The organism is Thermomonas beijingensis (assembly GCF_020034655.1).
GTDB lineage: Bacteria > Pseudomonadota > Gammaproteobacteria > Xanthomonadales > Xanthomonadaceae > Thermomonas > Thermomonas beijingensis.
Window position 1 is genome coordinate 76,441 of sequence record NZ_JAIQDJ010000003.1, and the last position, 24,753, is coordinate 101,193.

The 24,753-nt window shown below is 61.0% G+C and carries 18 protein-coding genes, 1 tRNA gene and 1 pseudogene; 7 read left to right on the top strand and 13 right to left on the bottom strand.

Translation table 11 applies throughout. The features are described 5' to 3' along the window. Nucleotides 1–8: 8 nt before the first annotated feature. A complete protein-coding gene (locus tag K7B09_RS08380) occupies nucleotides 9–812 on the bottom strand; it encodes a TatD family hydrolase (protein WP_223628972.1) in 804 nt (267 codons plus the stop codon). A gap of 22 nt (nucleotides 813–834) precedes the next feature. Further along, a complete protein-coding gene (gene mgtE, locus K7B09_RS08385; protein ID WP_223628975.1) occupies nucleotides 835–2,190 on the bottom strand; it encodes a magnesium transporter in 1,356 nt (451 codons plus the stop codon). 269 nt (nucleotides 2,191–2,459) lie between these two features. Here mgtE and hrpB point away from each other — a divergent pair, with 269 nt between their 5' ends. Beyond that, complete coding sequence (hrpB, locus tag K7B09_RS08390) at nucleotides 2,460–5,069, top strand: ATP-dependent helicase HrpB (protein WP_223628978.1); 2,610 nt, start codon at nucleotides 2,460–2,462, stop codon at nucleotides 5,067–5,069. An 84-nt stretch (nucleotides 5,070–5,153) separates the two neighbouring features. After that, complete coding sequence (locus K7B09_RS08395) at nucleotides 5,154–5,468, top strand: hypothetical protein (RefSeq protein WP_223628981.1); 315 nt, start codon at nucleotides 5,154–5,156, stop codon at nucleotides 5,466–5,468. A 6-nt stretch (nucleotides 5,469–5,474) separates the two neighbouring features. Here the strand turns inward: K7B09_RS08395 and K7B09_RS08400 are convergent, their stop codons facing one another. The 5 genes from K7B09_RS08400 to ubiA all read right to left on the bottom strand — a co-directional run bounded on the left by K7B09_RS08400 (nucleotide 5,475) and on the right by ubiA (nucleotide 11,372). After that, nucleotides 5,475–6,548 (bottom strand): hybrid sensor histidine kinase/response regulator, encoded by a 1,074-nt coding sequence (locus tag K7B09_RS08400; protein WP_263296757.1) that lies wholly within the window; start codon nucleotides 6,546–6,548, stop codon nucleotides 5,475–5,477. Nucleotides 6,549–6,651: 103 nt separating this feature from the next. Beyond that, the gene (locus K7B09_RS08405; protein ID WP_223628990.1) at nucleotides 6,652–7,194 is read right to left on the bottom strand and encodes a pseudouridine synthase; all 543 of its coding nucleotides are present in this window, start codon (nucleotides 7,192–7,194) and stop codon (nucleotides 6,652–6,654) included. 7 nt (nucleotides 7,195–7,201) lie between these two features. Further along, nucleotides 7,202–8,059, bottom strand: coding sequence for a class I SAM-dependent methyltransferase (locus tag K7B09_RS08410; protein WP_223628994.1), 858 nt, complete (start codon nucleotides 8,057–8,059; stop codon nucleotides 7,202–7,204). A gap of 99 nt (nucleotides 8,060–8,158) precedes the next feature. Further along, on the bottom strand, nucleotides 8,159–10,372 hold the full coding sequence (locus K7B09_RS08415; RefSeq protein WP_223628996.1) for an NADP-dependent isocitrate dehydrogenase: 2,214 nt from the start codon (nucleotides 10,370–10,372) through the stop codon (nucleotides 8,159–8,161). A gap of 85 nt (nucleotides 10,373–10,457) precedes the next feature. Next, the gene (gene ubiA / locus K7B09_RS08420; protein WP_223628999.1) at nucleotides 10,458–11,372 is read right to left on the bottom strand and encodes a 4-hydroxybenzoate octaprenyltransferase; all 915 of its coding nucleotides are present in this window, start codon (nucleotides 11,370–11,372) and stop codon (nucleotides 10,458–10,460) included. Between the two features lie 79 nt (nucleotides 11,373–11,451). On the opposite strand from ubiA, the gene K7B09_RS08425 reads away from it, so the two are divergent. Continuing rightward, nucleotides 11,452–11,528: transfer RNA gene (locus K7B09_RS08425), tRNA-Arg, on the top strand. 132 nt (nucleotides 11,529–11,660) lie between these two features. Here K7B09_RS08425 and K7B09_RS08430 read toward each other — a convergent pair. The 6 genes and pseudogenes from K7B09_RS08430 to K7B09_RS08455 all read right to left on the bottom strand — a co-directional run bounded on the left by K7B09_RS08430 (nucleotide 11,661) and on the right by K7B09_RS08455 (nucleotide 15,889). Further along, a complete protein-coding gene (locus tag K7B09_RS08430) occupies nucleotides 11,661–12,167 on the bottom strand; it encodes a hypothetical protein (protein WP_223629002.1) in 507 nt (168 codons plus the stop codon). 4 nt (nucleotides 12,168–12,171) lie between these two features. Next, nucleotides 12,172–12,984, bottom strand: coding sequence for an NADPH-dependent 7-cyano-7-deazaguanine reductase QueF (gene queF, locus K7B09_RS08435; RefSeq protein WP_223629006.1), 813 nt, complete (start codon nucleotides 12,982–12,984; stop codon nucleotides 12,172–12,174). An 8-nt stretch (nucleotides 12,985–12,992) separates the two neighbouring features. Further along, nucleotides 12,993–13,445: a hypothetical protein gene (locus K7B09_RS08440; RefSeq protein ID WP_223629008.1), complete on the bottom strand. Its 453-nt coding sequence runs from the start codon at nucleotides 13,443–13,445 to the stop codon at nucleotides 12,993–12,995. Between the two features lie 75 nt (nucleotides 13,446–13,520). After that, nucleotides 13,521–14,615, bottom strand: a pseudogene (zapE, locus tag K7B09_RS08445) (cell division protein ZapE); the annotation flags it as partial. Further along, nucleotides 14,612–15,262 carry an alpha/beta hydrolase gene (locus tag K7B09_RS08450; RefSeq protein WP_223629012.1) on the bottom strand — a complete coding sequence of 217 codons (651 nt, stop codon included), beginning with the start codon at nucleotides 15,260–15,262 and terminating at the stop codon, nucleotides 14,612–14,614. The pseudogene zapE and the gene K7B09_RS08450, both read right to left, overlap by 4 nt. Before the next feature lie 102 nt (nucleotides 15,263–15,364). Continuing rightward, nucleotides 15,365–15,889, bottom strand: a complete 525-nt coding sequence (locus K7B09_RS08455) for a c-type cytochrome (RefSeq protein ID WP_223629013.1) — start codon at nucleotides 15,887–15,889, stop codon at nucleotides 15,365–15,367. Nucleotides 15,890–16,266: 377 nt separating this feature from the next. Here K7B09_RS08455 and K7B09_RS08460 point away from each other — a divergent pair, with 377 nt between their 5' ends. The 4 genes from K7B09_RS08460 (at nucleotide 16,267) to K7B09_RS08475 (ending at nucleotide 24,732) form a co-directional block, all read left to right on the top strand. After that, complete coding sequence (locus K7B09_RS08460; protein ID WP_223629015.1) at nucleotides 16,267–22,443, top strand: hypothetical protein; 6,177 nt, start codon at nucleotides 16,267–16,269, stop codon at nucleotides 22,441–22,443. Nucleotides 22,444–22,508: 65 nt separating this feature from the next. Further along, nucleotides 22,509–23,750: a TIGR03032 family protein gene (locus K7B09_RS08465; protein ID WP_223629019.1), complete on the top strand. Its 1,242-nt coding sequence runs from the start codon at nucleotides 22,509–22,511 to the stop codon at nucleotides 23,748–23,750. Continuing rightward, nucleotides 23,750–24,196: an EF-hand domain-containing protein gene (locus K7B09_RS08470; protein ID WP_223629020.1), complete on the top strand. Its 447-nt coding sequence runs from the start codon at nucleotides 23,750–23,752 to the stop codon at nucleotides 24,194–24,196. The genes K7B09_RS08465 and K7B09_RS08470 overlap by 1 nt, the downstream gene beginning before the upstream one ends. Beyond that, a complete protein-coding gene (locus K7B09_RS08475) occupies nucleotides 24,193–24,732 on the top strand; it encodes a hypothetical protein (RefSeq protein WP_223629021.1) in 540 nt (179 codons plus the stop codon). Before K7B09_RS08470 ends, K7B09_RS08475 begins: the two co-directional genes overlap by 4 nt. Nucleotides 24,733–24,753 lie beyond the last annotated feature (21 nt).

The window sequence follows — 24,753 nt, forward strand, 5'->3', positions numbered from 1 at the left end:
TGGGTCTATTAACTCACGGCGCGTGCTGGCAAGCGGAAAAACGCCGTCGCCGTTGCCGTGCTGTTGGCCGCTGTGGTGGCCACGTCCTCGCCACGATCGTGCGCCAATTCTTCGACGATATGGGCCAGATACATCGGCTCGTTGCGGCGGTCTTTTGGCATCGGTTTAATGGTGCGCGGCAGCAGATAGGGCGCGTCGGTTTCGATCATCAAACGCTGGGCGGGAATGTGCTTCACCAGTTCGCGCAGATGCACGCCACGACGCTCGTCACACAGCCAGCCGGTGATGCCGATATGCCAGTCCTGATCCAGATAGTCGAACAGCTCCTCGCGGCTGCCGGTAAAGCAATGCACCACCCGCGGGCCAAGCTGGCCATCAAAGTTTTGCAGCATCGCCATGAAGTCGGCATGCGCATCGCGCTGATGCAGGAACAGCGGCTTTTGCGTGTCTACTGCAATCTGCAACTGTTTTTCGAACGCACTGCGTTGCGCCGGGCGCGGCGAAAAATCGCGAAAGTAATCCAGCCCGCATTCGCCCACCGCCACCACTTCCGCGTGCGCGTGCAGGGCGCGCAGCTCGGCATCGCATTCGGCGGTGTATTCGCCGGCGTGGTGTGGGTGCACACCGGCGGTGGCAAACCACTGCCCGGGTTTGCTGCGCGCCAATTCGAGTGCCTTGGGCGAATGTTCGCGGGATGCGCCGGTCAGGATGGCGCGGGTCACCCCCGCCGCCACGGCGCGTTGCCACACCGCTTCGCGGTCGCGGTCGAAGCTGTCGTGGCTGAGGTTCAGGCCGATGTCGATCAAATCCATGGCGTGATGTTACCTGTGTCACTCACAACAGCGTGCCGCCCAAGATCATTGCGGCGATGCTGAAATAGATAACGAGGCCGGTGACATCGACCAAGGTGGCCACAAACGGTGCCGAGGCACTGGCCGGGTCGAAGCCCAGCCGTTGCAGTGCAAATGGCAGCATCGAGCCGGTCAACGAACCAAAACTGACAATGCCAATCAAGGCCGCCGCCACGGTCAGCGCCAGCAATACCCAATGCGGGCCATAGTCGTAGATGCCGCCGTATTGCCAAATGCTGATGCGGATGATGGCGATCGCACCCAGCATGGCGCCCAGCAACATGCCGGTGGGCAATTCGCGCAAGGCCACTTTCCACCAGTCGCGCAAGCGCACTTCGCCCAAGGCCAAGCTGCGGATCAGCAACGAGGTCGCCTGCGAGCCAGAGTTGCCGCCCGAGCTCATGATCAGGGGAATGAACAAGGTCAACACCACCGCTTTGGCCAGCTCGTCATCGAAATGCTGCATCGCGCTGGCGGTGAGCATTTCACCCAGGAATAACGCGCACAACCAGCCGGCGCGTTTTTTGATCATCGCCCAAAACCCGGTATTGATGTAAGGCTGCGCGATGGCCTGCATGCCCCCGAATTTGTGCGCGTCTTCGGTGCCTTCGGCAATCAGCGCATCCAGTACGTCATCCACCGTCACCACGCCCAGCACATGCCGGGCTTCATCCAACACCGGGATCGCCAACAGGTCATGGCGACGAATCAAGCGCGCCACTTCTTCCTGGTCGGTGCTGGCCGACACCCACACCGGCTCGGTGCGTTGCGCTTGCGACAGCGCGGGGGCATCCGGTTCGCCGGCCACCAAGCGCCGCAGTGACACCGTGCGCACCAGCGCATGCGTGGCGGGATCCAACAGATAGATGGCGTACACGGTTTCGCGGCTGCGCTCGACATCGCGGATATGCGCCAAGGTTTGCGCCACCGTCCAATCGGCGGGAACCGACACAAATTCGGTGGTCATCAGGCTGCCCGCAGTATGCGGCGGGTAGCGCATCAGCTGGCGCAGGGCCTCCAGGGTGCCGCTGCGCATCCGCCCGGACAGCCGTGTGCGGTCGGCTTCGTCCAACTCCAGCAGCACGTCGGCGGCGCGGTCATCGGCCATGCCTTCCAGCAGCGCAGCGGCACGTGCATCCGGCATCCGCGCAATCAAGTTGCCGGCGCGTTGCAGCTCGGGGCGGTCGAACATGTCGATGACGCGGGCCAGCGGCAAGCCCGCAACAATGTCGGTGGCCGCATCAAGGCTGCGGGCATTCAAGGACTCAACGGCATCGGCAATATTTTGCGATGCAAAGGGCAACAACTCAGGCGCTACCGCCTGCAAGATCGGGGTCATGGCTCACCTCTGTGAACAAGGTTGCGGCTGTCGCCGCGTGAGCCGGTCAACAATCAGTCCGGTGCGCGCAACGACAGCATGGGCAATCGACTGCAACTGTCGCTTGGCATCGTGAAAATCTCCTGGGAATGCCGGGCTTGGGGGCGATGACACACACCATCCAAGGCAGGCGCGGCAAGGCTACGCTGCTGCTGCGTGAGGGTCAACGTTATGGCGTATCCCTTCGCAGGTGGCAGTGGTTTTTGGTGGCGGGCGGTTAATCTTTAGCGATGTCGTCAACCTCATTTCCCATCGCGCCACTGTTGGCAGACATTCGCGCATCGCTTGCGACGCATCCGCGTTTGGTGCTGGAAGCACCGCCCGGCGCGGGCAAGACCACGCAGGTGCCGTTGGCGCTGCTGGATGCCGATTGGCTGGGCGAGCAAAAAATCGTACTGCTGGAACCGCGCCGCGTCGCCGCGCGCAGCGCCGCCGTATTCATGGCCAAGCAGTTGGGGGAAGACGTTGGGCAAACCGTGGGTTATCGGATTCGGTTTGAAAACAAGGTGTCGGCAAAGACTCGGATTGAAGTGGTCACCGAGGGCATCCTCACCCGCATGTTGCAGGATGACCCGTTGTTGGAAGGGATCGGCGCGATTGTTTTTGATGAATTCCACGAACGCCATTTAAGCGGCGATTTGGGGTTGGCGCTGGCACTGGATGTGCAAGCGGGGCTGCGCGAAGACCTGCGCATCGTGCTGATGTCGGCCACCCTGGATGGCGAAAAACTCGCCAGCTTCCTGGATGCTCCGCGGCTGTCCAGTGCGGGGCGAAGTTATCCGGTCGCAGTTTCGCATTTCCCTGCCAAGCGTGAAGAAGCGTTGGAGCACCAAGTGCGGCGCTGCGTGGAACATGCGCTGGCGACGCATCCGGGGGATCTGTTGGTGTTCCTGCCGGGGCAGAGGGAGATTGCGAAGGTGGAGCGGCTACTCGCGGCTGCGCTGCCGGTACCTGGGGTGCTGCTTTCCCCTCAGTCGGGGCATCCTGCCCCGATTCGGGCGCGCGCCATCCATGGCGCGCTTGACGCAACACCCCAGGTACCGGCATCACAGCTTTCGACCATCGAGGTGCTGCCCCTGCACGGCGAGCTCCCCCTCGAACAACAAACCCACGTGTTGCAAGCTGCGGCAGATGGTCGCCGCCGCGTGGTGTTGGCGACCAATGTGGCGGAATCCTCCGTCACCCTGCCAGGGGTGCGCGTGGTGATTGATGCCGGGTTGGCACGCGAGCCGAAATTTGAGCCCAACAGCGGGTTTTCGCGCCTGGAAACCGTGGCCATATCGCAAGCCAGTGCCGACCAGCGCGCCGGCCGTGCCGGGCGAGTGGCAGAGGGCTTTGCGTATCGGCTGTGGCCACAATCGCAGCGCTTGGAGCCGCAGCGCAAACCGGAAATCGCGCAGGTGGAATTGGCGGCACTGGCGCTGGAATTGGCCGTGTGGGGGAGTAGTGAATTGCGTTTCGTGGATGCGCCGCCCTCCGGCGCATTGGCGGCGGGGCGGGAGGTGTTGCAGAGGCTGGGTGCGCTGGATGCGCAAGGCGCCATCACCGCACGCGGCAAACGCATGCTCGGCTTGGGCACGCATCCACGTTTGGCTGCCATGCTGCTGGCAAGCGGCGAGCCGCAGCAGGTGGCATTGGCTTGTGATCTTGCCGCGCTGGTGGAAGCGCGGGATCCGCTGCGCACACGGTCCGATGCGCTGGCGCAGCGCTGGCAGGCCTTGGCGGCATTTCGCAATGGTCGGGTGCCCGTCGATGCCAACCGCAGCGGCTTGGCAGCGATGGATATCGCGGCCAAACAATGGCGCCGCCGCCTGCGTTGTACGGCGCTGCCGCCCGCCTCTGCACCTGCGCATGCACTGGGCGATCTGCTGGCGCACGCCTTTCCCGACCGCATCGGCAAACAGCATCCGCAAGACCCCAAACGCTATCAGCTGGCCAACGGCCGCATGTTGCGCTTGTTCGACGATTCCGCGTTGTATGGCGAGCCGTGGCTGGTGGCCAGCGAGCTGCGTTTCGAGGCCAAGGATGCGTTGCTGCTGCGCGCTGCACCGGTGGATGATGTGTATCTGCGCCACGCCTTCGCCGCGCATTTTCAAACCAGCGATGACGTCCGTTGGGATGCCGGCAAACGTGCGCTGCTGAGCGAGCGCGTTGAACGCTTCGATGGCATCGTGCTGGCAACAAAATCTGCCGGAAAAGTGGATCCTGCGTTGGCCGCGCAGGCCTTGATCGATGCGGTGCGTGACTTGGGATTGGGCTGTTTGCCGTGGAGTGAAGCGCTCACGCAATGGTGCAACCGTGTGCAATGCCTACGGGTGTGGATGCCGGAGCTGGGCCTGCCGGATCTATCGGATGTCGCGCTGCTTGCCACACTGGAGACATGGTTGAAGCCCGCCTTCAGCGGCAAGACGCGCCTGGATGCCCTCGACCCCAGTGAACTTTCCGGCGCATTGAAATCCGGCATCAACTGGAGCCTGCGGCAACGCATCGACCAGTTCGCGCCCACCCACATCAACGTGCCTTCGGGCTTGCAACGGGCGATCGAGTACCCGCTTGATGACCACGGCCAACCGGCATCGCCGGTGCTGGCGGTGAAGTTGCAGGAATTGTTCGGGCTGGCGCACACCCCGCGTATTGCCGATGGCCGCGTGCCGCTGCTGCTGCATCTGCTCTCGCCCGGCGGAAAACCGCTGCAAGTGACCGCCGACCTGCACAACTTCTGGGCCAATACCTATGCCGAAGTGAAAAAGGAAATGAAAGGCCGCTACCCGCGCCACCCATGGCCGGACGACCCGTGGAATGCCACCGCCACCCATCGCGCCAAACCGCGTGGCACCTGAATGACCGGACACGGGGTACTGCAAGGCGACCCAAATATCGCCATACTCGAATCAGACCATCCGTACACAGCCAAGGAGTACGTCATGAGCAAACTCGACAAAGCACAAGATCGCGCGCTGGAGTTGATCGGCGAGATTGGCGACGGCTTGCGCAAGAAGGTGCCGGACAAAGCGGTGCAATGGCTGGAAACCGGTGCTGCCATTGGTGCGTTGCGGGCCGGCTCGAAAGTGGCGGGCACGTTTGTGCGGCGCAACCCGGTGTTGGTGGGGGCGGCGGTGGTCGGCGCGGGGGTGCTTTGGTACGCGGCGCGCCAGCGGGCCAAAAAATCCGCGGTGATTGATGGCCAAGCCACACGCCTGCGACACGCCGATGCCGAACAGGACGAATACGGCGTGTAATCCCGGTTACCCGGAGCAATGCGCGCAATCGGCTTCGGGGAGTTCCACCACAAAGCGTGCGCCGCGCTCTTCGCGGTCTTCGTACCACAGATTGCCGCCGGCATTGGCAATCCATTGGCGCGACAGCGCCAAACCCAGGCCGCTGGAGTGGTCGTTAACCTCGGCCGGTCCTGCGGCGCGTTGGAAGGGCTGAAACAGGTTTGCCTGGAAATCGGCGGACACGCCCGGGCCACGGTCTTGCGCCACCAGTTGCCACGTCCCTTGGCGTCCGTTGCGGATCAGCAATTCCAGTTCGCCGCCTGCACGGGCATATTTCAACGCGTTGCTGACCAAATTCTCACCCACCTGACGCATCAGTTGGTCGCTGATGGCGACACAGGCGGTGCTGCTGGTGGTGTGGATGTGGAGGTGCAGCCCGCTGGCTTCCAGTTGCAATTCATAGCGCGCGGCCAGCCACTGCACGATGTCGGCCAGATGCGCGCAGGTGTGCGTGTTGCGCGGCAATGCGGATGCCGGCTTGGCTTGGCTTTGCAGATAGCTGCGGATATAGCCCAAGGCTTCGCGCGTGCTGTCGTCGATGATTTGCAAATAGCGCGGCCTGCGTTCGGGTTTGCAATCCGGTAGCGCCAGCATTTCACTGGCAAACAGCACACTGGCCAGTGGGTTCTTCAAATCATGCGCGACCAAATTCAGGAGTTCTTCACGCTCACGCGCCACTTGCGCCAAGCGGTCTTGGGTCAGCTTGAGCGACAAATGCACGCGGATATGCGCCAGCACTTCATTGTCGTCATAGGGCTTGCGGATACAGGCCACCGCGCCAGCGGCGAAGGCATTGAGTAGCCGCTGGTGATCATGCGCGATGGTCAAAAACACGACCGGAATTGCGCGCACGCTCGATTGTTGCAAAGCGCCCAGCACCGGCAGCCCGACGGCGCCAGGCAGCGGGGTATCGAGCACGATTAAATCCGGTTGCTGGGCCACGGCGGTTGCCACCGCAGCATCGCCACCGCAGACCTCCACGTGGTGCCCGTCTTGCAGCAGCCGCTGCACCAATACCGCATCGGTACTGGGTTCGGGCATTACAACCAGTACGCGACCCTTAGTGACAACTCGATGAGGCATCCGCGCAAGTATCGTTCACGAAATCAGCTGCTACGTTAACAAACAGCGGGCACGGGTGGCATTACTGTTTGTCCACACCTCGCCATTGCCCCGGTTGCAGGTCTTGCAGCGTGTGCTTGCCAATTGCCACCCGCACCAGCCGCAATGTGGGCAAGCCCACCGCTGCCGTCATCCGCCGCACTTGTCGGTTGCGGCCTTCGTGGATCAGCAGTTCGATCCAGGCATCCGGCACGGTTTTGCGAAATCGCACCGGCGGGTCACGTGGCCACAGTGGTGGTGTTTCGATGCGCCGCACTTGCGCCGGCAAAGTGCGGCCATCGTTCAGCAACACGCCTTGTCGCAACGCCACAAGTTGCGCGTCCTGTGGCGTGCCTTCCACCTGCACCCAATAGGTTTTGGACAGCTTATGACGCGGGTCGGTGAGGCGATGTGCCAACGCGCCATCGTCGGTGAGCAGCAACAAGCCCTCGGAGTCAAAATCCAGCCGTCCCGCCGCATACACCCCTGCCGGCAGGTCAAACTCGGCCAGCGTGCGCCGCGTTGGCGTGCTGCGGTCGGTGAACTGACACAGCACGTTGAAAGGCTTGTTGAAGGCAATCAGCATCCGCAATTCAGCGCGGTTTGCGAAATCGCAGGGTCATGCGGTCGCTTTCACCAATCGCTTGATACTTGGCATCGTCAGCGGCGTCGTGCTGATTGGTGGGCGGCAATGTCCACACGCCATTGGGATGATTGGCATTGTCTTTCGGGTTGGCATTGATCTGACTTTTGGCCTCCAGTTTGAAACCGGCCTGGGTGGCCAATTGGATGACCAGGGCTTCGGTCAAATAGCCGGTTTTTTTCATCGTCTCCAACGATGTCCCGGGCTTGGCGCGATGATCGGCCACACCCAGGGTGCCACCGGGTTTGAGCACGTCGAAAAAGGCGCGGAAATAGGTATCGGCATTGCCATCGGCCACCCAGTTATGCGCATTGCGGAAGGTCAGCACCATGTCGGCCGACCCCGGAGTGCCGAACACCGGCTTGGCCGGGTCAAACACCGGTAACGCCGGGGTGCCATAGATCTGTGGTGCCGCCGAAAACTTTTCTCTCAACGCCTTGTTCAGGCGGTAACGGTACTCGGGCTGGTTGGGGATGGCGTCATCCCAAATCGCGGCAGCATAGTGGCCACGGTTGCGCAGGTAAGGTGCCAGGATGTCGGCATACCAACCGCCACCGGGAGTGATTTCAACCACGGCGTCATCCGGTTTCACCCCAAAGAACGCCAGCGTCTGCGCCGGGTGGCGGTATTGGTCGCGCGCGCGGTCTTTGGCATTGCGCCAGCTGCCGTTGATGGCGGCATCAAACGCGGTGGCATGCGGCTTGGCGTGCGGCCTGGCCGCCGTCGGTTTGTCGGCCGGTGCGGGCGCGGCATGGGTGGCACTGCACGCCAGCAAGGCGGCAAGGCTGATCACAATGGAGCGGAGCATGCGGAAGACCTCACAGGGGTGTGCGGCCATCGTAGCCGCAAATGCACGCAGCCCGGCGGATAGCCGGGCTGCGTGGGGGGTGCTTGGACGCAAAAAAATTTACAGTGTGGCGAGTGCGGCATTAAGCGTTGCCGATGGCCGCATCGCCGGCACCAACTTGTCCATCTGTGGTTGGTAGTAGCCGCCGATGTCGACCGGTTTGCCCTGCACGGCGATCAACTCCTCCACGATTTTGGCTTCGTTATCGGTCAGGGTTTTGGCCAGTACGGCAAATTTCGCTGCCAGTGCAGGATCGGTGGTTTGCGCGGCCAAGGCTTGTGCCCAGTACAGCGCCACATAGAAATGGCTGCCGCGATTATCAATGGTGCCCAACTTGCGGCCTGGCGAGCGGTCGTTGTCGAGGAACAGTGCGTTGGCTGCATCCAGTGCATCGGCCAACACCTGCGCGGTCTGGTTGCCGGTGGTGTTGGCCAGGTGTTCAAACGAAGCCCCCAACGCCAAAAATTCACCCAGCGAATCCCAGCGCAAATAGTCTTCTTCCAAGAACTGCTGGACATGCTTGGGCGCGCTGCCACCGGCACCGGTTTCGAACAAGCCACCGCCATTCATCAGCGGCACGATGGATAGCATTTTGGCGCTGGTGCCCAGCTCCATGATCGGGAACAGGTCGGTCAGATAGTCGCGCAGCACATTGCCGGTGGCGGCGATCGTGTCCAAGCCTGCGCGCACGCGCTTGAGGGTTTGCCGCATCGCACGGATCGGACTCAGGATGCTGATATCAAGGCCATTGGTGTCGTGCTCATTGAGGTAGGCGGCCACTTTGGCGACCAAGCCACGGTCATGGTCGCGACGCGGATCCAACCAGAAAATCACCGGCGTATTCGACAGGCGCGCACGGGTCACCGCGAGTTTGACCCAGTCACGAATGGCCGCATCCTTGGTCTGGCACATGCGCCAGATATCACCCGCCTTGACTGGGTGCTGCAACAACACGGTGCCGTGCTCGTCAATCACGCGCACGGTGCCATCGCCACTGATTTTGAAGGTCTTGTCGTGGCTGCCGTATTCTTCGGCGGCCTGCGCCATCAGGCCCACATTCGGCACGCTGCCCATGGTGGCCGGATCGAACGCGCCGTGTTCCTTGCAATCGTCGATTACCGCTTGATAGATGCCCGAATAATTACGATCTGGAATCAGTGCCTTGGTGTCCTGCAGCTGGCCTTGTGCGTTCCACATCTTGCCGCTGTCGCGGATCATCGCCGGCATCGATGCGTCCACGATCACGTCCGACGGCACATGCAAATTGGTGATGCCCTTGTCGGAGTTCACCATTGCCAGCGCCGGTCGCTGCGCGTACAGCGCGCTGATGTCGGCCTCGATTGCAGCGCGTTGTGATTCCGGCAACTGACCCAGCTTGGCGTACAAATCACCGATGCCGTTATTGGGATCAAACCCGATTTCGGCCAGCGTACGCGGGTGTTTTTCCAGCACAGGTGCGTAAAAACGCGACACCACGATGCCAAACATGATCGGGTCGCTGACCTTCATCATGGTGGCTTTCAAATGCAGCGAGAACAGCACATCGCGTGCCTTGGCGTCTGCAATCTGCGCATCCACGAAATCGGCCAGCGCCTTGGCATCCAGCACCGCCGCATCGATCACCTCACCGGCCTGCACCGGCACCGGCCCGCGTAGCGGGAAACTGCTGCCAGTCACGCTGGTGTATTCAATCCGCACATTGCCCGGATTGACCATGGTGTAAGACTGCTCGCTGCCGTAGAAATCGCCGGACTCCATGTTTGCAACATGCGATTGCGAAGCTGCATCCCATTTGCCCATGCGGTGCGGATGCTTCTTGGCATACGCCTTCACCGACGCCGGTGCGCGACGGTCGGAATTGCCTTCGCGCAGCACCGGATTCACTGCGCTGCCCTTGGTGCGGTCGTAACGCTGCTTGATGTCTTTTTCGCGCTCGCCCTGCGGTGCGTCTGGGTAGTCCGGCAGCGGGTAGCCCTTGTCCTGCAATTCCTTGATCGCCGCTTTCAGCTGCGGCACCGAGGCGCTGATATTAGGCAGCTTGATGATGTTGGCTTCCGGCGTTTTGGCCAGCTCGCCCAACTCGGCCAAATCATCACTGACCGCACGTTCGCCCAGCAACTGCGGAAATTGCGCCAGAATCCGTGCGGATAGCGAGATATCGCGGGTTTCAACCACCACGCCGGCGCTGCGCGCATACGCCTGCACGATGGGCAGAAACGATGCCGTGGCAAGGAAGGGCGCTTCATCGGTCAGCGTGTACAGGATCTTGGACATGGCGGTTCACGGGCGCGGAGGAGGCGCTTATTGTCACCGATTGCGGCGTCAAGAAAAATCCAGCCTTGCCTGGATCCGCGCAGCCTCAGGCCGCCGCCGCTTTCGTGCGCAATGCGAAATCTGCGGCGATGCCGGCAAAGATCACCATCCCCACCCAGTTGTTGTGCAAGAACGCGCGGAAACAGGCCTCGCGCTCGCGTCCACGCGCCAGCCCGAACTGATACACCACCAGCACGCAGGCCAGCCCCAGCCCCAGCCAAAAATACAGGCCCATGCCGGCGTCGCGGCCCACCAGCACCAGCGCTGCAAGCATGCCGGAATACAGCACGGCCTGCGCGGCCAGATCCATGTCGCCAAACAAAATCGCGGTGGATTTGGCGCCCATACGGATATCGTCGTCGCGGTCCACCATCGCATACCAAGTGTCATACGCGGTGGCCCAGAAGATATTGGCCACATACAACACCCACGCCAGTTTCGGCACGCTGCCGGTCAGCGCCGCAAACCCCATCGGGATACCCCAACCAAATGCCATCCCCAAATACACCTGCGGCAGATAGGTATGGCGTTTCAAATAGGGATAACTGGCCGCCAAGACCACGCCGACCACGCTCATGTAAATGGTCAGCCGGTTCTGCGTCAGCACCAGTGCAAATGCCAGCAGCATCAGCAGCGCAAACAAGACCAGCGCCTCGCGCCCGGACACCGCACCGGTGACCAATGGCCGCAGTTGGGTGCGCGCCACACTGCCATCCAGCCAGCGGTCGGCGTAGTCGTTGATCACGCAACCGGCGGCGCGGGTCAGCCACACCCCCAGAGTGAACACCAGCAACGGCCACACCGGCGGCAAGCCCTTGGCCGCCAGCCACAATCCCCACCACGTGGGCCACAACAACAACAGCCAACCGATCGGGCGATCGGCGCGGGTCAATTGTGCGTAGTGACGCAAACGTGCGCGCCAATCCGGCTCGGGAGCCTCAACAGGGGAAGAAGATGCCATCCCATTAGCCTACCAGCGGCACATTTTGGTGCAATCATGCGAGAATGCGCGTCCGCGATGCACCGCCATCGTGCGCAACGCGCCTGTAGCTCAGCCGGATAGAGTAGTGGCTTCCGAAGCCATTGGTCGGGGGTTCGAATCCCTCCAGGCGCGCCATCTTGCAGATGGCTTCCTGTCGTGATTGCCGGCCTTCGCACACAGCGCGAAGGCGTTCGCTGTCACCGCGAAGCTGCGCTTCGCAAGCGGTGCCGCTCACCCCTCCAGGCGCGCCATTTGCGCGAATGGTGCCTAGCGGACAGACGCCACGCTTGCAGCCGGCAGCGGCGCATCGACTTCAAACAACCGCGTTTGTACCAGCATCTGGTCCAGCAGCAGCTCCAGTTTGTAGTGGCCCGCTGGCCAGCCGTTGGGTCTGCTGATCTGGAACGTGGTCACGGCATTGCCGTTGAAGACCAAGGTCTTACCCTCGGCCAGCACGGTTTGTTTGCTGTCCAGGTGGCTCCAGCGGGCATCAAGGCGGTGCGGGGTGGGGGACTGGCCGCTGAGTACGAGTGACGCATAGATCGTGTCGCTGGGAGCAAAGCGCAACATCGGGGCCAGCACGCGCTGGTCGCTGCCAAGCGCGTTGCCCAATTCGATGCGGGCAATGGCAGGGGTATTGGCGGATGGCAACGAGTGCATCGCGGCGGGGGTGGTTGCGGGCAGCGTTGCCGTTGGCATGCGTGCGGCGGGTGTGGTGGCGGGTTGGCAGCCGGCCAGCACGCCGAGCAGAGGCAAGCTGTGCAGCAGGCGCATGGCTTTATTGCCGGTGGGCGCGCTGCGCGTTGGGCGCGGGGCTGCCGGGGGTGGCGCGCCACGGATTGATATCCAGACCGCCGCGCCGGGTGTAGCGCGCATGCACCGACAATTGTTGCGGCTGGCAGTGGGCCAATATGTCGATAAAGATACGTTCCACGCATTGTTCGTGGAATTCGGCGTGGTCGCGGAAGCTGACCAGATAGCGCAACAACCCGGCGCGGTCGATGCGTGGGCCGCAGTAGGCAATGCTCACATCGGCCCAGTCGGGTTGGCCGGTGACCGGGCAATTGGATTTGAGCAACGCGCTGTGCAGGGCCTCTTCTGCCAGGCTGTCCGCATCGGCGTGCAGCAGGCTGGCATCGGGCGGGCCATAACAGGTGATCGCGATGTCTTGAACATCCAGGTTGCCGGCGGCATCGTCGCTGCCGATGGCAGGCACACCAAATTGCACGCTGACCAGTGCGCCGGCTGCTTGCGATAAGTCCGCTGCAATCCGCAGACGCACATGCTCGGCACTTTCAAACACGCTTGCGTTGAACGAGTTGAGGTAGAGCTTGAGCGACTTGGATTCGATCAAATTGGCCGAGGTAGCGGGCACCTGCAGGGTCGCGGTGGCCACCTGCGGCAAGCCATGAGGGTTCAGCCAAGACAGCTCGAACGCTTGCCAGCGGTCATGGCCGATGAACGGCAATGCATTGCCATCAATCCCCAATTGCGCACGTGCCAGCGCCCGCGCGATCGGGTACAGCAGGCGCGGGTCATAGTGCGCGGGATAGACAACCTCGCGCCCCAACAGTGAACCTTCGATGGTCATTGCAGGCCTTACTTGACCTCGAACTGCACCAGCGCCACCGGTCGACCATTGGCATCGACCTCGACATTGTAGGCGCCGGTATCGGTGGGGGCGAATTCGAATACCGTGAACGGCCCCTGGATGTTCTTGGTGTCTTCTTTCTGCGATTTGCCCTGATTGAACCAGAACACTTCCAGCCGTTCGCCTTGCTTGCGACCGAACTTGGTGGGCACCGAGATGTACACGGTTTGTCCGCTCTTGAATTCGCGCAGCGGGGTGGTGATGTCGCCGTTGCCATCGACCTCGGCACCGGCCTTGGCCGCATTCGGGTTGACGACGACCGACTCCACGCCATCGTCGTGGCGCTGCGGCACGCTGGTGTTGTCATCCACAGGCTTGGGCACCTGCGGGCCTTGGCGGTTGCAGGCAGTCAGAGCCACAGCGGCGAGGAGCAGGCACAGGAAGCGGGGCACTGGCATCATCGGGATTCCTAGCAATCAAACAGGTGTGATGCCGCCCATTCTAACGGGCTGGGCGCGGCCAGCCCCAGCAGAGCATGAACGATGGGGCTGCAACAGATAGTCGGTGGACTGCATTTCCACCAAGCGCGAGGCGGTGCGCTCGAATGCGCCGCGCAGACGCTGCCCGGCGTACAGTGCCATCGGAGGGTTGGCCGCAGTGCACACGAGATTGACGTGGCGGTCGTACATTTCATCAATCAAGTTGATGAAGCGTTGCGCGGAATCCTCATTATTGGCATCAAACGCCGGAATACCGCCCAGCAACACGGTGTGAAATTCGCGGGCAATTTCAATGTAGTCGGTAGTGCCGCGTGGACCCTCGCACAGTGCGGCAAAATCGAACCAGCACAAGCCCTGTCCACGTGCGCGCACCGCAATGCGGCGGTCGTCGATGACAATACCGGCATCGCGATGTGCAGCATCACCGCCCAGCGCTTGCCAACGTTCCTCCAGCCACGCATCGGCGTTGGCATCCAGGGGTGTGCGATATACAGGTGAGCGGGTCAGTGCGCGCAGTCGATAATCGGTGCTGCTGATTAGCTCGACTACATTGCAATGCCGGGTAATCAAATCAATCGCCGGCAGGAAGCGTGCGCGTTGCAGGCCGTCTTGGTACAGATTGACCGGCGCGGTATTGGAGCTGGTGACCAAGGTCACGCCCTGTGCGAACAGATGCTCCAGCAGGCGGCCCAACAACATCGCGTCACCGATATCATCGACGAAGAACTCATCCAGCACCAAAATCCGCAGGCTGTGTCGCCACTCTTGGGCAATGGTTACCAGCGGATCAGCTTCACCGGTGTGCGCACGCAGGCGTGCATGCACATCGCGCATAAAGCGATGGAAATGGGTGCGCTGTTTTTCCTTGAACGGCAGGCCATCGAAAAACAGATCGATCAGGAACGTCTTGCCACGCCCAACACCACCCCACAAGTACAGGCCTTGCGGGCCGGCGTCAGGGGTGTGATCGAACCAGCAGGCGAACAGGCTGCGTGCAGGTGGCGGCACCAGCAGCGCCTGATGGATGTGATCAAGCGCAGTCAGCGCGGCGTGTTGCGCAGGGTCGTCCAACCAATCGCCACGCGCCACGCCTGCAGCGTAACGCTGCGACGGAGTTGCCACCGCCGTCATGCCGGCAGCCAGTTCCGTACGCTGTTGCGGATCAGGCCGCGCAGGTCAATCAATTTGCGATGGAAGAAATGACTGGTGTCAGGCATTTCGATCAGTTGTGGCGGCTGCGGTAAGCCACTGATCCAAGTGCGGACCGCATGTGCATCCACGATTTCATCACTCAGGCCCTGAATCACCAACCATGGCACCTGCGGCAACGCGATGTCATCGAACGCCCAACTACGGCCCACGGGGGGGGCAATCGAGATCAGCGCTTTGGCTCTCAGGTCCACCGCGCCGCACAGGGATACCCACGCACCAAAGCTGAACCCCGCCAGCCACAGCGCCTTGTCGGGATGCTGCAGCGCTGCCCACGCGACCACGGCACGCAGGTCATCCAGCTCGCCTTGACCGTTGTCGAACTGGCCATCGGAGTGACCCACGCCACGGAAATTAAAGCGCAATGTAGCGATCCCGGTTTCGCGCAAGGCACGTGCGGTGGTGGTCACCACCTTGTTGTGCATCGTGCCGCCCTCGGTAGGCAAGGGATGGCAAACCACCGCCAACAGCGGCTGCGGCGTGCCCTCGGCAGGGTCAAAGGCGACTTCGATCTGCCCGGCCGGGCCGGGAATAAGGACGCTGCAAGAGGTGGTGGTGCCGATTGTCATGTCAACATGATGCCGCAAGTGGCAAGGCATGGTGTTCTATCCTGGTGCACAAAACACAAACGCCGCCCTGCGGCGGCGCTTGCAAGCATGCGATGCGCGCGGTTACTTCTTGCTTTGCGCCACCATGTACTCGACGACTGCCTTGATCTGGTCGTCAGTCAGCGCCGGATTGCCGCCCTTGGCGGGCATGGTGCCGGCAGTGCCGGTGAAGCCTGCGGTCGCCTTCTTGATCAACTCCTCGATACCCTGTGCGCTGGCGCGGGCACCGATGCCGGCACTATCCAACTTGGGCGCGCCACCTACGCCAGCGGTATGACACCCGGTGCAGGGGCCGTTGTTGAAGATTTCAGCGCCATCGGTGCGGCCTTCAAACGGTACATTGGCGGTCAGCGCAGCCGTGGCGGCAGCCGCGGCAGCGGCTTGCGCGGCAGCACCGGTGGCGCCGGCATATACCGCACCGACCGGGCCAATGCGGTCTTGCAGGCGCTGTTGCGCGGCGGGATCGGTGGGGTATTCCACCTTGCCGTTCAGGTGATGGGCAAACAGGATCAGGCCCACCATTACCAGGAACAGAAAGGCAATCACCATCGAAAAGCGCTTCAGGAAAGCGAGGTCAGTCGTCCGCACAGTGCACCCACATGAAATGGCCGATTGCGGCCGTCAAGAGCCGGATTATTCCAGAATGAGCGCAGTAGTGCGAGGTCGGCCTTGCGGCGAGCGGGTGGCCGCCAGTTGAAAGGCGCGATGGACGAGAATTGTTAGCTGCGCGTGAATGCGTATTAACGCCTATTCAGGTTGATCGGAAAGCTGCAAACAGTGATGCATTTCCGGGTTCAGGTTGACAACTCATCACGTTAGAGGTGATAACACCATCGAATAGGCCGCACAGTTTCGGATGAGTCATCTCCGATGTGTGCCGCGCTGCGGGGGCGCATTTTGCAAGTAATTGAGCACCGCCGGGGTATGGCGGATAGACGAAATTCCAGAACGGACTTGGGGGTTACATGAGCAACAATCGGAACAGCCGCACGCTTGGCAAGGCACATAATCGCCGCATCATCAGGCTTGATCCGATGACGCGCGCCGTGCGTTCGGCGTTGAGTGTCTCGGCACTGACCTTGGCGATTGGGTTTGCGGGCAATGTCACGGCGGCAAACCACCACGTCGCCGCAGTGCATGCCCTGCAAATCGAGCGCGCTGCGATTGATCACGTCCCGGTTGTCGACCTTACGGTGGTTACCGACAGCTTTGCCATCGACAGCCACCGTGCACCCCTGGTGGCGCTGGCAATCAATGAATACAGCATTGGCGATATCGTGATCGACAATGCCGATCCGATCAGTGAAATCCAATTCGGCGATGCCATAGCCATTTCTGGCTACAGCAATGGCGGCATGGTGGACATTACCAATCAAGCCGACGCAAACCTCGAAGCGATGTCGTTGCTGGGCAGCGCGATCGGCATTTATGGGTACTCCACCACCGGTGATGTTTCTATCCACAATGCGGCAGATATCTATGCCTATTCTGCGGGCAGCCTGGCGGACGGCATCTTCGCGTCCGGCGCAAATGTCGATGTGACCAATAGCGGCGGTATCCAGGCCGACGGTTACGATTGGGCTGCCGGTATCGAAGCGCAGGCCGCCGATGCGGTGTCGGTTGACAATTCCGGCGATATCAGCGCCAGTGTGTATGCCACCGGACAGGCTTTCGGTATTTACGCCACGGGTAGTGACGTCACCGTGATCAACAGCGGTGCCATTACCGCACAGGGCTATTACGCCACCGGTATCGAAGCGCGTTCCTACGGCGATATCAGCATCAACAATAGCGGCGCGATCGATGCGGGTTCGATTGATGCCGTGTACGACCCCTACACCGGCACCACCACCGTGTATGGCTCAGCCCTCGCAACGGGCATCAATGCCACCAGCGGTGGGGAAGCGGCGGCGGTCAGTGTGGCCAACAGCGGTGATATCAATGCTATCGGCTATTTCGGCGCGACCGGGATCTCGGTGGTATCCAGCGGACTGGGTGGCACTGCCAGCGTCAATAACAGCGGTGCGATTTACGCCTCGCAGTACACCAAATATGGCGTAGGTGCCAACGGCATCTTCACCTCGGCCGATGGCGACGCCTCGGTCACCAACAGTGGTGCGATCACAGTGGTGTCCGCAGGTGCCGCGACAGGCATTTCGGCACTCTCGTTTGCCGGCACTGCCAGCGTCACCAATTCGGGTGACATCGAGGTCGTCAGTACCGCAGCGCTCGGGTACGACGCTACCGGCATCCTGGCATTCAGCGCGAATGGCGATGTGTCTGTCAGCAACAGTGGTTCGGTCTCGGCACAAGCGTCGCTCGGACTTCTTTATTCCAATGCCTACGCGATTCGGGCACAAGGCTTCGGTGACGTCAGCGTTGCCAACACCGGCTCGCTGTACGCCAATGGCAAGTATGCGTTTGGCGTATATGCCAGCTCCAGCGCCGGTAATGTCACGGTCAATAATGCCGACGGTGCCAGCATTGGGTTCTATTCCTATCTGGGCCAAGGGTTCGGTGTGCTTGGGATCGCCAGTTTGGGCGATGTAAGCATCGACAATGCGGGTGATATTGCCGGCTATGCCTACACCCAGGCGGTGGGGGTTTTCGGGTTGGCGGCGGCGGGGAATGTCAGCGTCACCAACAGTGGCAGCATCGCTACCGAGAGTGCAACCAGTGCCTCGGTGGGCATCTTCGCGCGTGCCGATTACGGCAATGCTGCGGTGAACAATAGCGGCAGCGTGGACGCCTATTCCGCACAGTCGGTGGCCTACGGTGTGCTTGCACGTTCCGACTACGGTACTGCCAGCGTGACCAATAGCGGTACCGTCAATGCCAATGGGTATCTGGCCGCCGCCGGCCTTATCGCAACCGGTTACTACGGTGCCAGCGTCACCACCACCGGGGGCACCATCACGGTGCTTGCCACCGGCAAGGCGACCGGGATCGAGGCCATGTCGGCGGTGGGTAATGCCGTGGTCGACAATGCCAGTGACATCCAGGCCATTGGTGCGGTACTGGGGGCGGACGGCATCGCTGCAAGTTCGGTGCTTGGCAATGTGGCCGTTGGCAATACTGGCGCGATCCAGGCGTTGTCGTTGTATGGCGATGCCAATGGCATTCGCGGCTATTCGATTGGCGGCGATGTCGTGATCGAAAACCACGGCAGCGTCATGACTTACAGCAACGCAGGTAGTGCGATTGGTCTGTATGGCTATTCGATGTACGGCAATACCTCGGTGACCAACTCAGGCAGCGTTTCTGCGGACTCCTACAACGGGCTTGCCGATGCCATTTTCGCATCCGGCATGGATGTGAGTGTGGCCAACAGCGGCGCACTGGAGGCCATCGGCAACACATGGGCCGCCGGTATCGAAGCGCAGGGCAGCAACGCCGTGACGGTCACCAATTCTGCTGCCATCAGCGCTACTGCCGGCGTGTTTGGCCAGGTGGCTGATCCGGATGGCAATATCGTTGCCGCCGCCAATGGGGGTACTGCGTTCGGCATTTACGCCACCGCAGGTGAAGGCGGCGCGGTGGTGGTCAACAGCGGCAGCATCGCAGTCGACGCAGGTTACGCCACGGGTATCGAAGTGCAGTCCTTGGGCGACATCAGTGTTGCCAATAGCGGCAATATCGATGCCGGCTCAGGTTTGAACCAGTACGACATGGGCTACGGTTACACCCTGTATTACGGCACCCAACTGGCCACCGGTATCGCCGCCAGCAGCGGTGGTGAGGGCGCAGCCGTGCAGGTCGTGAATTCGGCTGACATCACCGCCAACGGCACATTCGGTGCATTCGGTATTTCCGCAGTGTCCAGCGGTATTGGCGGTACGGTAACGGTGGTCAATAGTGGCGATATTCTTGCCAGCCAGGCCAACAAGTACGGCGCGGGTGTTTACGGTGTATTTGCGTCAGGCGATAGCGATACCGCCGTTGGCAACAGCGGCCACATCACGGCAGCCTCTGAGGGTGCGGCAATTGGCGTGGCGGCACTGTCGTTTGCAGGTGATGCACTGGTGGTCAATTCCGGTGATATCAGCGCCAGTTCGGCTGCAACGGCCTATTACGGTGCCACCGGCATCGTGGCATTTGCCGGCAATGGCGCGGCGGCAGTGAGCAATACAGGCAGTGTCAGTGCCGTTTCGCAAGCGTTGCTCGGTGCACCTACGCGTGGCGTGGACGTGCAGGGCCAGCAGGGAGCAACGCTGTATAACAGCGGCTCGATTTATGCCAACGGCAAGTACGCCTACGGTGTCTTCGCGACCTCGGCGGCAGGCGACGTCGGCATCAACAACGCCGCAGGCGGTGAAATTGGCTTCTATTCCTATCTCGGCAGGGGCTTTGGTGTATTGGGGATTGCCTACTCGGGCGATGTCGGTGTGGTCAATGCCGGGACAATTGAAGGTTACGCCTACGGTCAGGCAGTGGGTGTCTTCGCCCTTGCTGCTGCCGGTGACGCTGGCGTGAGCAACAGCGGCCACATCACGATTCAAAGCGGAAACAATCCGGCAGTGGGTGTGTTTGCACGCGCCGATTACGGTACCGCGACGGTGGTGAACAGTGGTGATATCACGGCAGTTTCCGGTGGCGATTTGTACCCGGGAACCAATGCCTATGGCGTGCTTGCCCGCGGGGCCTATGCGCAAGTGGGCAACAGCGGCAACATCACCGCCAATGCCTACTACACGGCCACGGGCATTGCAGCGCGTTCGTACTATGGCACCCTCGTCAGCACCACCTCAAGCAGCCATATCAACGCCTCCGCGTTGTTGGTGGCGATCGGTATCGAAGGGCGCTCGGAACTCGGTAATGTTGCGATCAGCAATGCCGGCGACATCAGTGCGACGGGTGTGCTGGGTGGCGGCGTCGGGATTCAGGCCTATAGCGGTGGCGGTAACTCCAGTGCCACCAATACCGGTCATATCACCGCCAAATCCACCTACGGCATGGCGATTGGTGTCACCAGCTACTCGGCAGCGGGCAATGCGCAGGCCAGCAACGGCGGCATGATTTCCGCGCAGGGCGGCGATTACGGCGCTTATGGTGTCTCGGTACAAGCCGCTCACGGGATGGCAACGATCAACAACAGCGGCAGTGTGTCGGCCACATCGACGGGAACCTCCATCGGTATCGTTGCCGAGGCGTATGGCAATATCGTGGTCAACAACACCGCCACCGGTTCGGTGGACGCCGGCAACGGCAGCATGGCAGCTGGGATCCAGTTGACCAGCGCCAGCGGCAACGCCACGGTCAATAACGCCGGTCAGATTCATGCCAGCGGTGGCGACCTGTCGGCGGGTGTGGTGTTCAAGGGCACCAACGGCACCAACACACTGAATAATCTTGCCGCGGGCATGGTCCGTGCGGATGGTGCGGATGGCTATGCGTTTGCGGTGATTGGTGGTGATGGTGTTGAAGTCATCAATAACAGCGGCAAGCTGATGGGTGCGCTGAATTTGTATGCGGGCAATGATGTCCTCAACAACTTGGCCGGCGGTGTGTGGGATCTAATGGGTACCACGCATACCGATTTCGGCGACGGCAATGACACGGTCAACAATTCGGTCGGCGGCAAGATCACCGTGGGCAGCGGCAAGATCGAAATGGGGGCCGGCGATGACAGCTGGGTCAATGCGGGTACGCTGACCATTGGTACAGGCGGTGTGGTCAGCTTCGGCGATGGTAACGACCTGGTGAACAACGGTGGCCTGATCACCCTGACCGGCGGCAGCATCCAGATGGGGGCCGGTGCCAACAGCTTCATCAATGGTGGCACCATCCAAAGTATCGGCAGCGGCAACACCATTAACGTGGGGGCTGCCGGAACCTTCACCAGTGGTGGCTTGCTGAACTTCCTCAATGGGGCGACCACCGACAAGCTGGCTATCACGGGAACCTTTGCAGGTTCCGGTAACCTCAACCTGGATCTGAATCTGGTCAACAACAGCGTGGATCAGATTGCAGTCACCGGCAATATGGCCACCACGGCGGCGCAGAAAGTCAATGTCCTGTTTACCGGCATGCCGTTGACGGCGCACGCCTCGTCGGTATTTGCCACCGTCAGTGGCACTTCGGCAGCTGGCAACTTCGTCGCCGGGCAGATGATCGGCTACAACTACGCAGCCAACTTCCTTGATGTGGGCCTGACCGTGAGCAGCCAGCTGGATGCCACCAACACCACGCCGGACAAGTTCTCGGTCAATATCGATGTCAACGGTTTGAACGATACCGGTGCATTGGCCGCTTCGGCTGCTGCGGGTGCTGCCGGCGTGATGAACACGCAGATGGGCACCTTCCGTCAGCGTTTGGGTGTGAATCCCTACGGTGATGCCGGCAAGGTATTGAGCGCCTTCATTCGTGGCTATACCGATCAAGGCGACATGCAGCCTGATCACCTGGCCGGCAACTTTGGGCAGGGTGGGCACTTCAACTACAGCCAGTCCAGCTGGGGTCGTGAATTTGGCATCAATGCCAACCTGTTCGAGAACTTGCATGCCGGCCTGGTGTTGGGCAATGCGGACAGCCGTCAGCGCCTAGCCGATGGCGGCGTGGGTGAAAACCGCTTGAACGGTGCAACGGTGGGTGGTTATGCCACCTGGTACGTGCCGGGCAGCTTCTACGTCGACTTCAATGCCCGCAAGATGGGTGCAGATATCCGCTCGACGTCGGCAGCGGGCTTGCTGACCAGCCGTTCGAACACCACCGCATGGAGCCTGGAAGCGGGCTACGAGTGGAACGTGGGTACCTTCAACTTGGTGCCACAGGTGCAGTACACCCGCACCCATGTGGAAGATCTGAAGAACTTCTTTGGTGATCGCGTCAACTTCGAATCGCACGGTGGCACCTTCACCCGCGCCCGCCTGGGCTTGGAAATGAACAAGACCTTCCAGGTAGGTGATGTGCGCTGGACGCCGTATGGCTCGCTCAACGCCGTGCGCGATATCAACGGCAAGAGCACCTACACCGTCGGCAACTTCTACGGCAATACCGACACTCGCGGGACCAGTGCCATGGCGGAATTGGGCCTGGGTGTGCAGAAGGGGGGCTTCGGCTTCAACATTGGTGCCAACTGGGCCGATGGCGGCGCCTACAAGAGCTTTGTGGGTGGCCAGGCCAGCGTGCGCTTCTCTTGGTAACCGCTTGATCCCGGGCCCGGCGTGCCGTCGGGCCCGGAATTCGTAATTTGTAGTCTGGATAACACGTGGCCAACGAAAACAATCCGAATGTAGTACCTGATCAGTCCTCGATCCAGTCAAATCAGGACACCCCTGAGCTGGACACCGGGCTGGACGCTCTGACAACGGAGGCTCCGGCAGCGCCAGCAACCACCGAAGCCAGAACTTCTGCCGATGCCGCCAAGCCAGGCCAAGCACCGCGTGATCTGACCCAACTCAAGGTTGAAAAAGGCTGCTCGCGTGGGCTGGCCGGATGGCTGGGACAACATCGCTTGTCACTGGCCATCACCTCCTACCAAACCGGGCGCATCTATTTGGTCGGCAGCGATCAGCAGGGTCGCGTGTCGTTTTTCGAACGCATTTTCGAGCGCGCAATGGGTGTGGTGGGCAATGCCCAACGCATCTATCTGGGTGGCTTGTATCAGTTGTGGCGGTTCGAAAATGTGCTGCGTCCGAACGAGGTCATCCATGGCCAGTTCGATAAGTGCTATGTACCGCGCAACGCGCAGACCATCGGCGATCTGGACATCCACGAATTGGGTATCCGCAAGAATGGCAAGGTGGTGTTCATCAACACCAAATATTCCTGCTTGTCAGAACTGAGCCAGACCCACAGCTTCAAGGCGATCTGGAAGCCCAAATTCATCAGCAAGCTGGCGCCGGAGGACCGCTGCCATTTGAACGGTCTTGCGATGGTCGATGGCGAACCCAAATACGTCACTGCGGTGTGCAAGAGCGACAGTGTCGACGGCTGGCGCGACCGCCGGCATGACGGTGGCGTGGTGATCGACATCGACACCGATGAAATCGTGTGCGAAGGCCTGTCGATGCCGCATTCGCCGCGTTGGCATAACGGCAAGCTGTGGCTGCTCAATGCCGGCACCGGTTATTTGGGCTGGGTGGATTTCGACAAAAAAGCCTTTGTGCCGCACGCCTTCGTGCCAGGCTTTGCACGCGGCTTGTCGATGATTGGCAATGTCGCAGCGGTGGGGCTCTCGAAGCCGCGTAATCAGCGCTTCGAAGGCTTGCAGCTTGACGAAGAATTGAAGAAGCGAGATGCCGATCCGTGGTGCGGCGTGCAGATCATTTCGCTGACCAATGGCGACGTGATGAACTGGATCCGATTCGAAGGTGACATCACTGAAATCTTCGATATCAGTTTTCTGCCGAATGTGAAGCACCCGATGATGATCGGCCTGCGCACCACGGAAATTCGCGACTTGATCACATTTGAATCCGACATCCCGGCGGAGGCTGCAATCGCATGATGCATTCACTTTCTCTGGCCGCACTGGCGTTGGGCATGCTGATCGCCCAGGGCGCACAAGCGCAGACCCACAAGCCAGCCACGGCAGCGGTGCCAGCTGCACCCGCAACCAAAGACATGGCGGCGGAAACCTTCAAGCAGTGGGACAAGAATGCCGATGGCCAATTGTCGCTGCCGGAGTTTCGTGCCGGCTGGCAGCAGGCGCAGGCGGCTGCACAACTGCAGGTGCAATTGCGCCGCCAATTTGCCACGCTGGATGCCAATCACGATGGTGCCATCGACGCCAGTGAATACGGCAATCTGGTGCTGATCAAAAATGCCGGCAAGACGGCACCGCCACTGGCCCGCTTCGATGTCAATGCCGATGGCAAGTTGGAGTTCGGTGAGTACTTGAAGTTGGTGGAAGCCTTGGCGCCCAAGGAAGCTGCGAAGGGCGCTGCCAAGTGAAGGCCACGTTTCATCCGGTCTGGAAGCAAGTAACGCCGGAATTGGCGCAGGAAATCGTTGCGTTCTGGAAACAGCACAATGCAATTGGCGACCAAGCCGTCGCGAATGCGCGTGCCGAGCAAGCCGTGTGCGTCGCGCGGGATGATGCCGGCCAGTTGTGTGGAGTGGGCACGGCGATAGTCAAAGTGCTGCCGCGCTTGCGCCAACCGATGTATTACTACCGCCAGTTTTTTGCCAAGGCCTTGCGCGGGCAACATCAGGAGCTGGCGTTTTATCAGGCATGCAAACAGGTGCTGCAAACGTATAACCAATCGTTGGCGCAGGCCGAAGGTTTGGGGATCTTGCTGGAAATCGAAAACGCCAAGATCGCGCATGCCTATAACCAGGCCATCGTGCCTGGATTTGAGGCAGTGTTCATTGGCTATTCGCCGCGCGGCCTGCAATTGCGCGTGGCGTATTTTGAGGATGCCATTTTGCTGACGCCGGCACCGATCCGGATGCAAGCGTTACCAGGCGGGCGTGCTGCCACCCGCTGAAGAGTTGACCCATCCCCGGCA

What these genes read in the sequence shown, in the direction of transcription:
- K7B09_RS08380 (WP_223628972.1), bottom strand. Translation starts at nt 812, where the DNA reads ATGGATTTGATCGACATCGGCCTGAACCTCAGCCACGACAGCTTCGAC.
- mgtE (WP_223628975.1), bottom strand. Translation starts at nt 2,190, where the DNA reads ATGACCCCGATCTTGCAGGCGGTAGCGCCTGAGTTGTTGCCCTTTGCA.
- hrpB (WP_223628978.1), top strand. Translation starts at nt 2,460, where the DNA reads ATGTCGTCAACCTCATTTCCCATCGCGCCACTGTTGGCAGACATTCGC.
- K7B09_RS08395 (WP_223628981.1), top strand. Translation starts at nt 5,154, where the DNA reads ATGAGCAAACTCGACAAAGCACAAGATCGCGCGCTGGAGTTGATCGGC.
- K7B09_RS08400 (WP_263296757.1), bottom strand. Translation starts at nt 6,548, where the DNA reads ATGCCCGAACCCAGTACCGATGCGGTATTGGTGCAGCGGCTGCTGCAA.
- K7B09_RS08405 (WP_223628990.1), bottom strand. Translation starts at nt 7,194, where the DNA reads ATGCTGATTGCCTTCAACAAGCCTTTCAACGTGCTGTGTCAGTTCACC.
- K7B09_RS08410 (WP_223628994.1), bottom strand. Translation starts at nt 8,059, where the DNA reads ATGCTCCGCTCCATTGTGATCAGCCTTGCCGCCTTGCTGGCGTGCAGT.
- K7B09_RS08415 (WP_223628996.1), bottom strand. Translation starts at nt 10,372, where the DNA reads ATGTCCAAGATCCTGTACACGCTGACCGATGAAGCGCCCTTCCTTGCC.
- ubiA (WP_223628999.1), bottom strand. Translation starts at nt 11,372, where the DNA reads ATGGCATCTTCTTCCCCTGTTGAGGCTCCCGAGCCGGATTGGCGCGCA.
- K7B09_RS08430 (WP_223629002.1), bottom strand. Translation starts at nt 12,167, where the DNA reads ATGCGCCTGCTGCACAGCTTGCCTCTGCTCGGCGTGCTGGCCGGCTGC.
- queF (WP_223629006.1), bottom strand. Translation starts at nt 12,984, where the DNA reads ATGACCATCGAAGGTTCACTGTTGGGGCGCGAGGTTGTCTATCCCGCG.
- K7B09_RS08440 (WP_223629008.1), bottom strand. Translation starts at nt 13,445, where the DNA reads ATGATGCCAGTGCCCCGCTTCCTGTGCCTGCTCCTCGCCGCTGTGGCT.
- K7B09_RS08450 (WP_223629012.1), bottom strand. Translation starts at nt 15,262, where the DNA reads ATGACAATCGGCACCACCACCTCTTGCAGCGTCCTTATTCCCGGCCCG.
- K7B09_RS08460 (WP_223629015.1), top strand. Translation starts at nt 16,267, where the DNA reads ATGAGCAACAATCGGAACAGCCGCACGCTTGGCAAGGCACATAATCGC.
- K7B09_RS08470 (WP_223629020.1), top strand. Translation starts at nt 23,750, where the DNA reads ATGCATTCACTTTCTCTGGCCGCACTGGCGTTGGGCATGCTGATCGCC.